Below are 12,757 nucleotides of genomic sequence, written 5' to 3' on the forward strand. Positions count from 1 at the left end.
AGAAGGAATACAACTAAATACAATAAGAGTGCGCTGCTAACTCACACAAATATTTATCTTAGCATAAAATTATAAGCGCGCGTGCAAACTGTTTCAATTTACAAAAATCCTTTTACATATGTATTTTATGCATTAGTGATTTTCTATATACTTGTGTATGGCCCATATGGCTTAGAAGATGGAGATAATGGGACGGTGTTTAGTATCTCGTGGAGTATGTATAACGGGGTTTTTCCATATCGGGATTTCGTGTACATAAAGCCACCGATGTCACCTTACTTTCACTCTTTGCCATTGTATATTTCTGAGGAGTTTGCATACTTGTTTAATAGGATGTTCTATTATGTGCAGGTGTTTGGCTATTCTTTGATTTTATCCCATTTAGCCTGCAAGGTTTTCTCCATCAAACGCCGTGATATTGTTTATTTTATTGGGATTGTAGGCGCTTTGATCTCGATTCATAATTACCCACCAATGCCTTGGAATACTATCGATGGCGTGTTTTTTAGTGTCATTGGGATGTACTTCTTATTTCAGGATAAAAAAACTTGGTGGAAGTTATTGTTAGCCGCATTCTTCGTTTCACTCGGTGTGCTTTGTAAACAATCGTTTTATTTCTTTCCTGTCTTTATTACCCTTTATTTATTATTCACAAAACAGTTTAGAACTACTGGGTGGTTCATTGGGTTTGGCCTATTATTCGCAGCCTCTTTTTTAGGAGTTTTACACCTTAATGGAGCTTTAGATTTGTTTTTTGAGCAGATGTTTAGTTTCACCTCTGGAAGCAGTTTTTGGCGTACCGGTTTTCATACCTATTACATGGCTTTAAAGACTAATTTCTTGCTTGTTGCAGGAATACTAATTGCTATAGGGTTGTTAAAGAAAGTACTGCCTCATAATATGGTGTACATAGTAGTCCAGTTTGCTATAGCCGGATTCTTGATTTATTTATTCGTGAATGAAGACCCTTTTCATACTGTAAAGAAATCAATCATTCAGACCTTATTTGTGTTTGCTGTGCTATTTTCTATCTGGAGCGCTCGAGGTGATAAGTCGTATTGGTTTTTATTGTTGATGCTTAGTTTGGGGTGGTGTGCCTCTATAAGTAATGGTTTTAATACCCCTATCGATGTCTCTACGCCTATCGTATTCGCCATTTTTGTTTATGTATTTTCAAGGAGCACATTTTCGTTTAGAAAAGCTACCGGTTTTATTGTGATTGCGATTTATGTGATGACATTTTATATAGGATATCAAAATATTTATATGGATAGTGATCGAAAAGAATTGACCTATGATATGGGAAAAGTGTATCCACAATTAGCAACCATACAAAGTGATCAAGAAACGTATGAGAAGTATGCAGAATTAAAAGAACTGTCAGCACAACAGACTAATTACACTGTTTTACCGTCTGTTACCCTCGCCCACTATTTAACCGAAACGGTAAACCCAATAGGCATCGACTGGGTTTTTAATCATCACATTGCAGACCAAATTGAGGAATATGTTGCAAAGCTTGAGGATCAAAACGTGACGGTGCTTCTTGAAAACGACTTTGAAACTTCGGTAAATAATTATGAGAAAGAGTCTTTGCTCACGCTCTATGTGAGAGATCATTGGGAGCTTGTTGAAACTCATGACTATTTTAGGATTTACAGGCAACGATAAGGGCTCTTTTACTATTCAAGTGAACTACGACAAATCGTGGTTATTTTTTGTAGTTTTGGCTTTAGTAGAAGGAGGCAAGAAGAAAGAAGAATAATGCTAGATACGGCATTAATTCATCTTTTGTAATTACACATTAATATCACTATTCATTGATTGACCTAAAAAACACATTACTATCCATCATTATTCCCGTTTACAACGAGGAGGATAATGTTGCCTTACTTACAGGGCAGATAGAGAGCGCTTTAAAAAAATACACCTTTGAAATTATCTATATTGATGATTTTTCTACAGATGGAACTGCAGTGGCCGTCAAGAAGATGGATAACAAAAATGTGCACCTAATTGAGTTGAAGAGAAACTTTGGGCAGAGTCTTGCGCTTGCGGCAGGAATAGATTATGCGAGTGGTGAGTTTATCATCACTATGGATGGAGATATGCAAAACGATCCAACAGACATCCCAATGATGTTGCAAAAGTCGATAGACGAAGAGTTGGATTTAGTAACTGGGATAAGAGCAAAACGAAAAGATAGTTTTGTCAAGACAATACCTTCTAAAATAGCCAACTTCATCATTAGAAAAACCACAAGACTCAATATCAAGGATCAAGGTTGTGCCTTAAAAGTCTTTACGAAGGAAACAGCAAAAGAATTGAACCTTTACGGAGAAATGCATCGCTTTATTGCGCTGCTAGCCTTCTTAAATGGCGCAAGAATTCAAGAAGTACCAGTAAAGCATCATCCTAGAAAATTTGGAGTTTCTAAATATGGATTAGGAAGGACAATTAAAGTAATCAATGACATTCTGTTGATACTTTTTCAACGTAATTATTTACAGAAGCCTTTGTATCTCTTCGGAAACATAGGCTTGTTTTTATTTGGATTAGGCGGTGTGATTAACATCTATTTATTGATCGAAAAGATACAAGGACACGATATCTGGGGTCGCCCACTCCTTATTTTAGGGGTCTTATTTGTTCTAATGGGTGTACAGCTTTTTACAGTTGGGATCATCATTGATTTACAAATGCGAACCTATTATGAAACCCAAAAGCAACGCCCCTATAAGATAAGGAAGATAAGCATTGGGGCTACAGCAAAAGACAAGTAACATACACATTATATAAAGATATTTCTTGTGATTTCTATTCTCATTCCTACATATAATTATGATGTTACCATTCTGGTAAGAGCGCTACATAGACAAGTCACAGCTGCAAATATTACTTTTGAAATATTAATTCTCGATGATGCTTCTGGTAAATTAATAGCAGAAAACACTGTTTTAAATAAACTCTTACATGTCGCTTTTAAACCCTTAGAACACAACATCGGTAGAAGCGCCATTAGAAACTTACTAGCTGCAACAGCAAGCTATAACAACTTACTTTTTCTAGATGCAGATACTAAAATCATAAGAGACGATTTTATTCAAAAATATCTAGACGCTATTACACCTGAAGTTAAAATTATTTATGGTGGTATCCTATACCAAGAACAAGCCCCGCCAGAAGAAGAATTACTGCGATGGATCTACGGCAATGAGCGCGAAGCATTGGCAGTTGAAGAACGGATGAAAGATCCATATCTTAGATTTTTAACGCTCAATTTTTATATCAAAAAATCTGTCTTTGAGAAGCATCGTTTTAACGAAGACATACCTAATCTTCGTCACGAAGACACCTTGTTTGCATTAGGAGCAAAAAAGTTGGCGCTAGATATTAAACATATCGATAATCCAGTCATGCACTTGGGATTAGAGAGTAGCCAAGTTTTTTTAAGAAAGTCACTAGAATCTGTAGAGGCATTAAAAATGTTCGTGACGCAAAAACTAATCTTTGCAGAAGAAACATCCTTATCTAAAAAAGGCGAACAATTAAAAAACCCTGTCACAATTTTGCTCGCAAGAGGCTTTCTTGCTTTGTGCAAAGTGTCGATAGAAAAGCATCTGGTTTCAAAAGACCCTTCTTTGTTTTGGTTTGATGTCTATAGATTGTGTTATTATTTAAAACTGTAAATTCGTCTCATGGCTACAATTTCGGTGCTTATTCCACTTTATAATAAAGAACAAGATATTGCAAAGACAATAGATTCTTTATTGAAACAAACTTTTGTCGATTTTGAAGTAATCATTGTGAATGATGGATCAACTGATGGGAGCCTAGACGTGGTTAGAACGTATAAAGACGAAAGGGTTACGCTCTATGATAATCAAAATCAAGGCGTGGCAAAAACAAGAAACTTTGCCGTATCGAAGGCAACTGCAGAGGTAGTTGCATTTTTAGATGCTGATGACTATTGGCATCCAACACATCTTGCGGTTATCGCAAAGGCTCTTGTAGCATTCCCTTCGCATCAATGGTATGCCACTGCTTATGAAAAAAAACACACCGCAACTTTCACAACATCCATGAGATCTCCAGCGCGGGATAGAGAAGCTGGTTGGTGTGGTGTTATTAATAATTATTTTGAAAATAGTCTCGTAGACGCGCTGGCTTGGACTTCTGCCGTAGCGATGCGGGTTTCATTTTTTGAAACTTTACTTGGCTTTGATCATACTATTACTAATGGTGCGGGTGAAGATACAGATCTTTGGTTACGGGCTGCTTTAAAAGCGCCGCTCGTTTTTTGTAACACGATTACCGCACAGCATAACCTAATAGGGAGCAATCGAATATCGCACACGGCAACATTAAGGCGTGATTATATGCCTCTTGATAAATATAATAAAGACGCAGAAAAGGATGTCTTCCTTAAAAAGTACTTAGACCTTAATAGATATTCATTTGCGATACAGCATAAACTAGCTGGCGATACTGCATCATTTAAAAAATATGTGTCGGGTATTGATATTGCGAACTTAAACTCAAAACAGCAATTTTTACTACATCAGCCAGGATGGTTTTTAGAAGTAACCAAAATAGTAAAAGCCTCTTTAGAAGGCCTTGGGCTTAGACTAACCTCTTTTGATTGAAGTAAATTTGCTATACTCCCGTATGTAGTCGTTTTCGTCATACTCCGCACTCACTAATGAAAGACATACGGCACCTGCAGAAAAATTTTCCAATTCTCTCCAAACACCAGAAGGGATCAACAATCCTTTGTTGGGTCTGTTTAACGTAATACTTCTTCTGGTTTTGCCATCGTCAAGCACCACGTCAAAACTCCCGCTTAGCGCGATTAAAAACTGTTGCAGCTCCTTATGCGCATGACCTCCGCGAGTCCCATCACTTGGAACATCATATAAATAATAGACACGTTTTATCTCAAAAGGTAAGACATCGTTTTCTATCACAGAAAGATTTCCGCGACCGTCTGGATCGCTTATTTTTTTTATGTCCGTAAGTTGTATGTCGTTAATGTGTAATGGCATTGAGTATGAGTTGTGACCACTGTGGTGCAATCTGTTCGGTTTTTAAATGGGCTATGCTCGACAGCGCATTTGATTTACAATGTAGTAAAAATTCGGGCTCATTGATCATTTTTGCAAAGGCTTCTCCTAAAGCTTCGGCATTATAATTAGGAACAAGTAAACCATTTTCACCTTGTTTAATAATCTCGTTAGGGCCACTCTTGCAATCAACAGAAACAACGGGTGTTTGTTGTGATAAAGCTTCAATAAGTACTCTTGGGAACCCTTCGTAATGACTCGTCAATGCTAAAAATTCTGCATTCGCGATATAAGGCTGGATGTTTGGCGTAAACGGTACAATCTCGACGGTGTCGCTAAGATCTAGTTCTTCAACCTTGTTTTGGATAAAATCGATGTCGGGTCCTTCCCCCATAATTTTAAGATGGACGTTTACTGCGGAAATGCCAGATTTCTTATAGCCTTCGAGTAAAAGGGAAAAATTCTTGACGTTTTCTACCAAGCGTCCTAAAAATATAACATACTTAACCTTGAAAGGAGATGGAGTAGCCTGCGTCTTAAAAACTGGGGTTGGATTGTAAATAGTCGTGGCTTTATCTGTCGAGAATTGTTTGTTGACAGCTTCAGAAACCGCCTTTGCAACTCCCACAATCTTAACCGCACGTTTTACCATCAATTTTGAAACGGCCTTCTGCTTCGGGAAATATTGATCTAGATTAAAACTTCGCACGACATAAACAATATGTTGTTTGCGATAGATGTAATTAAGATAATACAGTTCTTTGATCCCAGACATTCTATTGCGATTGTCAATGATGAGGTCAAATTGTTCCAGTTTTAGATATTTCCGAAGTTGTTGAAACCGTTTGAACCTGCTTAATGTGTTATTTTGCTTGTCTTTAAGCTCGCCCAGATTGTACAGTTTGCCCGCATATGGATAATCTATCGCATTTGTGAGTATTACCATATGGACGTTAAAGCCTTGTGAATCTAGCATTTGTGACAAGATAGCGGTCGAGCGTTCTGCTCCGCCTTTTGCGAGGGATATCGTGACTATGCAAACTTTTATATGGCTATATTTGGACAAGGATGTCGTTATTGAGACACAAAGATATGAGAATACTTTTAGTAGGCGAGTACAGTAGATTGCATAATTCTTTAAAAGAAGGATTACAGGTGCTTGGTCACGAGGTTTTACTTATTTCAACAGGCGATTTTTTTAAAAAATACCCAAGTGATATTTTGCTTGCGCGAAAATATGACAGCGGCATATCCGCTAAGATAAAAGTAGGTATTTATAAAATACTTGGTATAGACATTACTTCCCGAAGCATCAAGAGTCAATTTTTAAAGCATCAAGAACAACTAAAAGGATATGATGTGGTGCAGTTGATAAATGAAAGTCCTTTTGCTATACAGCCAGAAGAAGAGAAAGCTATCATTCATTTTTTGAGCAACCATAATAAAAAGCTTTTTTTGTTAAGTTGCGGAGCAGATTATGTAAGTGTATCACACGCTATGAGTGACGCACATTCTTATTCTGTATTATCAGGCTACAAAGATGGTTCATTTGCTAAACAGCGTTTTGCATCGATGACAAAATATTTGACCACTCCTTTTAATAACTTGCACGATTTTATTTATGACCGTATTTCTGGAGTGATAGCATCAGATATGGACTATCATTTGCCTTTGCTCGATCATCCTAAATATATAGGATTGATTGCCAACCCTGTCAATCTCTCAAGACTCACTATTCCTGAAAATAAAGTTACAGAGCCCATCGTTATTTTTATGGGTGTCAACCGAGGAAATTATCATACGAAGGGGATTCACTATTTTGAAGAAGCTTTAGAGATTATTAAAAATAAATACCAGGAGCGCGTAAAAATCGATATTGTTGAAAATTTGCCGTATGCAGAATACATTCAACGGTACAATAAAGCTCATATTCTACTAGATCAAGTGCTGGCTTACGATCAAGGTTACAATGCCCTTGAAGCTATGGCAAAGGGAAAAGTGGTCTTTACAGGTGCTGAAGCTGAATTTGAAAAACACTATGCGCTAGTTGCTCCAGTTGCTATTAATGCTTTGCCAGACACAAGGTATCTTGTCAATGAACTTAGTACATTGATTGAAAACCCTAATTTAATAGTAGAAATAGGGGAGCGGGCCAAGGCGTTTGTTGCTGCCATTCACGACCACGTTGTTGTGGCAAGAAGCTATGTAGATGTATGGATCAGTTCAGAAAAGTAGAAAGTCCCAGTTTGCTATAGATGAAACGAAGCGGTAAGTTTTATGTTTTATTTGTAAAATAGGTCTATGCTGAAGCCCAAACAGCATACTATGCATTAAAATCGAGCTTGGTTTTCCGTAACTCAAAGTTTTGACCAAGATATACTTTACGTACCATCTCATCTGCTGCGAGTTCTGCTGGTTTTCCATGTTTTAAAATACTTCCTTCAAACATTAAATAAGTTCTGTCTGTAATGGCAAGTGTTTCTTGTACGTTGTGATCGGTAATAAGAATGCCGATGTTTTTATTTTTGAGTTTTGCTATAATACGTTGTATGTCTTCTACCGCAACAGGGTCAACTCCTGCAAATGGCTCGTCTAGTAAAATGAAGTTAGGGTCAGTGGCTAATGCTCTGGCAATCTCTGTACGTCTTCGTTCTCCACCACTTAATAAATCACCACGGCTTTTACGAATATGACCTAAGCCAAATTCTTCAATCAAGGACTCCATTTTTGTAAGCTGCTCTTTTTTTGAAAGCTTCGTCATTTGGAGGACACTTAAAATATTATCCTCAACACTTAACTTTCTAAACACAGAGGCCTCTTGAGCAAGATAGCCTATCCCGTTTTGAGCACGCTTGTACATTGGGTATTTGGTAATTTCTGTGCCATCGAGATGGATGGTGCCTCCGTTAGGCTTTATCAACCCAACAATCATATAAAATGAAGTAGTCTTACCAGCTCCATTGGGACCTAATAACCCAACAATCTCTCCTTGATTTACTTCTACAGTAATCCCTTTAACGACCTTTCGGCCTTTATAGGATTTCATTAAATTTTCTGCTTTGAGTTTCATGAGGATTGCTGTAATCTATAACGTTAAAAATACCATTAAAATTTCCGAAGTAAAAATTACTTTTTCTGGGCTTCTAGTAAATCCCAGTATTCGTATGCTTTACGTAAATGTGGAATCATAATAGTGCCGCCTACTAATAAGGACACACTCATCGCTTCTACTAATTCGTCAGTGTTAACATTAAGTGCGCTGCAGGCCTCCAGATGATACTTCACACAATCATCACAACGTAATACGAGTGAGTTCCCTAAGCCTAAAAGTTCTTTGGTTTTTTTAGGTAACGCCCCTTCCATAAAGGCGTTTGTATCTAAATTGAAAATACGTTTTACAATCTTATTATTATCTTCTAGTATACGCGCGTTCATCCTAGAACGGTATGCGTTAAACTCTTCTATTTTATTCATTTGGCTATGATTTGGCTGTTTTTTTTGCAGCTTTCTTTGCTGCTTTTTCTTGATTGCGAATTACCGCTCTACTAATAAAAATACTCACTTCATATAAAATGAGAACAGGGACTGCCACAATAACTTGGCTGGCAATATCTGGTGGTGTGATTACTGCGGAAAGGATCAAGACAATTACCAGTGCGAATTTGCGATATTTCCGCATAAATGCAGGTGTTACGAGTCCTATTTTAGTCAAGAAATAAATGATGATTGGTAGTTCAAAAATAACGCCGCTGGCAAGCACAGAAGCTCTAATGGTGCTGATATAGCTGTCTAAATCAAACTCGTTGAGTACGGTTTCACTTACTTGATAATTTCCTAAAAAGTTAATCGATAATGGCGTTACAATAAAATAACCGAAGAGGACTCCTGTGAAAAATAAGAAGGAGGCTGCAAAGATGAATCCTTTACTGGTATTGCGTTCATTGTTGTGCATTCCTGGGCTTACAAATTTCCAAAACTCGTAAATAATATAAGGGAATGCCACGATGACTCCAGCAGTAATTGAAGTCCAAATATGAGCAGAAAACTGCCCAGCCATGGTTCTGCTTTGAATAGAGAATGGCATTTCAGAAAAACAAAAACTATCTAAGCCAATGAGTTGTGCAGAGCTACATAAGAATCTATAGGTAGGGAAATTTGCGTCTTTTGGCCAGAAAATAATACCATCAAAAATAAATCCTTTAGCGATAAATGCAGCAATACCAATAACAACCACGGCGATAGTAGATCGTATTAAATGCCAGCGCAATTCTTCTAGATGATCTAAAAAAGACATTTCGGTTTTGGGTTCTCCTATGGGTACTTGTTTTTTCATACAGACTATATGATTCCTTCTTTGGTAAGGTTGTGAATATGCACGATACCTTTATATATACCTTCGCTATGCGCGATTATTTGAGTGATGCCATTAGCTTCCATCATGGTGCTCGCTTCTACTGCCATCGCGTCGTTATCAATTAATTTTGGATTTGAAGACATAATGTCTTTTGCAGATAACCCTGTAATGCTGTCCACTTTTGTGAGCATACGTCTTAGGTCGCCATCTGTGATAATACCAACAATTACATTGTTGTCAATAACGGCGGTGACACCGAGCATGCTTTTTGAAATCTCTAGAATCACCTCTTTCATTGGAGTGGAAGGAGCGACTTGCGGCAGCGCGTTTAAACTAGTTAAATCACTCACTCTCAGGTATAATTGTTTTCCTAAGGAGCCACCTGGGTGGTACTTTGCAAAATCTTTACTTGTAAATCCTCTGAGTTCTAATAAACAAACTGCAAGTGCATCTCCCATTACAAGTTGCGCTGTTGTGCTTGTTGTGGGTGCTAGGTTATTAGGACAGGCTTCTTTCTCTATATATGCATTCAAAATGAAGTCCGACTGCTCACCCAGAAATGAATCTGAATTTGAAGTGATCGCAATAATCTTATTTTTTCTTGCTTTAATTAAAGGAACGAGTACTTTTATTTCCGGAGTATTTCCGCTTTTAGAAATACAGATTACAGTATCATCTTCTTGTATGGTTCCTAGGTCTCCATGTATTGCATCTGCCGCGTGCATAAAAATAGCTGGGGTGCCTGTGCTGTTCAAAGTTGCGACTATTTTTGTGGCTATATTTGCACTCTTACCTATCCCTGTGACAATAACGCGTCCAGAAGATTGAAAAATAGAGACCACTGCTTGCGCAAATGAATCATCTACCAAATCCGCAAGATTGTTAATTGCCTGAGCTTCAGTTATTATGGTGTGTTTGGCGGTATTTATTATCGATTTAAAATCTTTCACAACTCTATTGATTTATGCGCTTGCTATAATTATTATTTTAGTATATTTAATACGACAAAAATAAGCCTAAAACATACCATGCTTTTTATTTGCAAACTTGTGAGTTACAAAATTACGATTGTTACTAGGTTCTTACAATAGTTTAGCCAATTAAAGGTGTTTACCTAATAAATACTAAAACAAACACGTGACCAAAGTTGATTTATACGCAGCTTTAAAGCAGTACTTTGGGTTTACCCAGTTCAAAGGACTACAAGAACAAGTAATACAAAGTATTCTCAATCGAGAGAATACCTTTGTAATAATGCCAACAGGTGGCGGAAAATCGCTCTGTTATCAATTACCCGCTCTTATGAATGAAGGCACCGCGATTGTGGTTTCACCTCTCATTGCTTTAATGAAAAACCAAGTAGATGTGCTACGCTCCATCTCTTCCCATGAAGGAATAGCGCATGTGCTTAACTCCTCTCTCAATAAAACCGAGATTAGAAAAGTAAAAAGTGATATCGAAAGCGGTATTACAAAATTACTCTACGTAGCACCAGAGTCTTTAACCAAAGATGAATATGTAGATTTTTTACAGAATCAGACTATTTCATTTTTAGCCATTGATGAAGCACATTGCATCAGTGAATGGGGGCACGACTTTAGACCCGAATACAGAAATCTAAAAAGTATCATTGAACGCATAGCCGATAATATTCCTATCATAGGCTTGACAGCTACTGCAACGCCTAAAGTACAAGAAGATATCCTTAAGAATCTAGGCATGTCTACTGCAAACACATTTAAAGCTTCATTTAATAGACCCAATCTTTATTATGAAGTACGGCCAAAAACAAAAAGTGTGGATAGTGATATCACACGTTTTGTGAAACAACACGATGGCAAGAGCGGGATCATTTATTGTTTGAGCCGCAAACGAGTAGAAGAACTAGCGCAAATATTACAAGTAAACGGCATTAACGCCGTGCCATATCACGCAGGATTAGATGCTAAAACCCGTGTGCGGCATCAAGACATGTTCTTAATGGAGAAGTGCGATATTGTTGTTGCGACCATCGCATTTGGTATGGGTATCGATAAGCCAGATGTACGTTTTGTCATACACAATGATATGCCAAAAAGCATCGAGAGTTATTATCAAGAAACGGGTAGAGCGGGAAGAGATGGTGGAGAAGGAATTTGTTTAGCCTATTATTCTTATAAAGATATTGAGAAACTCGAGAAGTTTATGAGTGGTAAACCTGTGGCAGAGCAGGAGATAGGTCATGCGTTATTACAAGAGATGGTTGCTTTTTCTGAAACATCTATGTCTCGACGAAAGTTCATTTTACATTATTTTGGTGAAGCGTTTGATACAGATACTGGCGATGGTGGACAAATGGATGATAATATGCGCTATCCTAAAAAGCAACATGAAGCAAAGGAAGATGCCGTAAAGATAATTTCGGTAATTAGCAGGACTAATGAACAATACAAGTCTAAAGAGGTTGTAAACGTGGTCACAGGAAAACTGAATGCGATGATCAAATCGCACAGGACAGATCAACAAGAGTTTTTCGGGATTGGTGTTAATAAAGAAGATATGCATTGGCTGGCGTTGCTGCGGCAATTGCTGGTGGCTGGATACTTAAAGAAAGACATAGAGAGTTATGGCGTTGTTAAAGTAACGAAGCGTGGACGCGAGTTTCTTAAAAATCCAGTGTCATTTTTAATGACAGAAGATCATTCTTTTAAGGAAGCGAATGACGACACTATTATTGTCAATCAAAAAGGTGGTGCTGTTGCTGACGAGAAGTTATTTAAGCTTTTAAAAGCAGAGCGAAAGAACATTGCAGATAAGATGAGTTTGCCGCCATTTGTTATTTTTCAAGACCCTTCCTTAGATGATATGGCTTTGAAGTATCCTATTACCTTAGAAGAAATGTCTAATGTGCACGGAGTAGGAGAAGGGAAGGCTAAGAAATATGGTAAAACGTTTGTGAGCCTTATTTCGAGATATGTAGAGGAGAATGGTATTGAGCGCCCAGACGATTTTGTTGTAAAGTCTACAGGGAGCAATAGTATCAATAAGTTATATATCATCCAGAATGTGGATAGAAAATTACCATTAACAGACATCGCAAGTTCTAAAGGTCTAGATATGCCAGATTTCATTAAAGAAATGGAGGCTATCGTTTATAGTGGCACTAAGTTGAATATAAATTATTGGATAGATGACTTCCTAGACGATGATCAGCAAGAAGAGATCCATGAGTATTTTATAGAAGCTGAAAATGACGATATAGAAGCTGCAATGGAAGAGTTTGATGGCGATTATGATACGGAAGAATTAAGGTTATATCGCATCAAGTTTATTAGCGAGGTGGCTAACTAGTTTTTGTTTT

The 12,757-nt window shown here is 37.5% G+C and carries 12 protein-coding genes; 6 read left to right on the plus strand and 6 right to left on the minus strand.

From position 1 onward, the window contains the following. Positions 1-81: 81 nt before the first annotated feature. The 4 genes from ABXT71_RS07255 to ABXT71_RS07270 all read left to right on the plus strand — a co-directional run bounded on the left by ABXT71_RS07255 (position 82) and on the right by ABXT71_RS07270 (position 4,646). On the plus strand, positions 82-1,671 hold the full coding sequence (locus ABXT71_RS07255) for an ArnT family glycosyltransferase (RefSeq protein ID WP_415370673.1): 1,590 nt from the start codon (positions 82-84) through the stop codon (positions 1,669-1,671). A gap of 149 nt (positions 1,672-1,820) precedes the next feature. After that, complete coding sequence (locus tag ABXT71_RS07260; RefSeq protein WP_415370674.1) at positions 1,821-2,783, plus strand: glycosyltransferase family 2 protein; 963 nt, start codon at positions 1,821-1,823, stop codon at positions 2,781-2,783. Between the two features lie 27 nt (positions 2,784-2,810). Continuing rightward, positions 2,811-3,689, plus strand: coding sequence for a glycosyltransferase family 2 protein (locus ABXT71_RS07265; protein ID WP_415370675.1), 879 nt, complete (start codon positions 2,811-2,813; stop codon positions 3,687-3,689). A gap of 9 nt (positions 3,690-3,698) precedes the next feature. Next, a complete protein-coding gene (locus ABXT71_RS07270; RefSeq protein WP_415370676.1) occupies positions 3,699-4,646 on the plus strand; it encodes a glycosyltransferase family 2 protein in 948 nt (315 codons plus the stop codon). On the opposite strand, the gene ABXT71_RS07275 is transcribed toward ABXT71_RS07270, so the two are convergent. After that, positions 4,629-5,045, minus strand: a complete 417-nt coding sequence (locus tag ABXT71_RS07275) for a sugar 3,4-ketoisomerase (RefSeq protein ID WP_415370677.1) — start codon at positions 5,043-5,045, stop codon at positions 4,629-4,631. The genes ABXT71_RS07270 and ABXT71_RS07275 overlap by 18 nt on opposite strands. After that, positions 5,029-6,129, minus strand: a complete 1,101-nt coding sequence (locus ABXT71_RS07280; protein WP_415370678.1) for a glycosyltransferase — start codon at positions 6,127-6,129, stop codon at positions 5,029-5,031. The genes ABXT71_RS07275 and ABXT71_RS07280 overlap by 17 nt, the downstream gene beginning before the upstream one ends. 26 nt (positions 6,130-6,155) lie before the next feature. On the opposite strand from ABXT71_RS07280, the gene ABXT71_RS07285 reads away from it, so the two are divergent. Beyond that, complete coding sequence (locus tag ABXT71_RS07285; RefSeq protein ID WP_415370679.1) at positions 6,156-7,298, plus strand: glycosyltransferase family 1 protein; 1,143 nt, start codon at positions 6,156-6,158, stop codon at positions 7,296-7,298. 88 nt (positions 7,299-7,386) lie between these two features. On the opposite strand, the gene lptB is transcribed toward ABXT71_RS07285, so the two are convergent. The 4 genes from lptB to ABXT71_RS07305 are packed head-to-tail and all read right to left on the minus strand — an operon-like array spanning position 7,387 to position 10,367. Continuing rightward, positions 7,387-8,133 (minus strand): LPS export ABC transporter ATP-binding protein, encoded by a 747-nt coding sequence (gene lptB / locus ABXT71_RS07290; protein ID WP_415370680.1) that lies wholly within the window; start codon positions 8,131-8,133, stop codon positions 7,387-7,389. A gap of 56 nt (positions 8,134-8,189) precedes the next feature. Beyond that, on the minus strand, positions 8,190-8,537 hold the full coding sequence (locus tag ABXT71_RS07295) for a carboxymuconolactone decarboxylase family protein (protein ID WP_415370681.1): 348 nt from the start codon (positions 8,535-8,537) through the stop codon (positions 8,190-8,192). A gap of 4 nt (positions 8,538-8,541) precedes the next feature. Next, positions 8,542-9,396: a twin-arginine translocase subunit TatC gene (gene tatC, locus ABXT71_RS07300; RefSeq protein WP_415370682.1), complete on the minus strand. Its 855-nt coding sequence runs from the start codon at positions 9,394-9,396 to the stop codon at positions 8,542-8,544. A gap of 5 nt (positions 9,397-9,401) precedes the next feature. Beyond that, positions 9,402-10,367 carry a KpsF/GutQ family sugar-phosphate isomerase gene (locus ABXT71_RS07305; protein ID WP_415370683.1) on the minus strand — a complete coding sequence of 322 codons (966 nt, stop codon included), beginning with the start codon at positions 10,365-10,367 and terminating at the stop codon, positions 9,402-9,404. Between the two features lie 187 nt (positions 10,368-10,554). Here ABXT71_RS07305 and recQ point away from each other — a divergent pair, with 187 nt between their 5' ends. Beyond that, complete coding sequence (recQ, locus tag ABXT71_RS07310) at positions 10,555-12,747, plus strand: DNA helicase RecQ (RefSeq protein WP_415370684.1); 2,193 nt, start codon at positions 10,555-10,557, stop codon at positions 12,745-12,747. Positions 12,748-12,757 lie beyond the last annotated feature (10 nt).

The sequence above is a fragment of the Patiriisocius sp. Uisw_047 genome, from assembly GCF_047730165.1.
Classification (GTDB): Bacteria; Bacteroidota; Bacteroidia; order Flavobacteriales; family Flavobacteriaceae; genus Patiriisocius.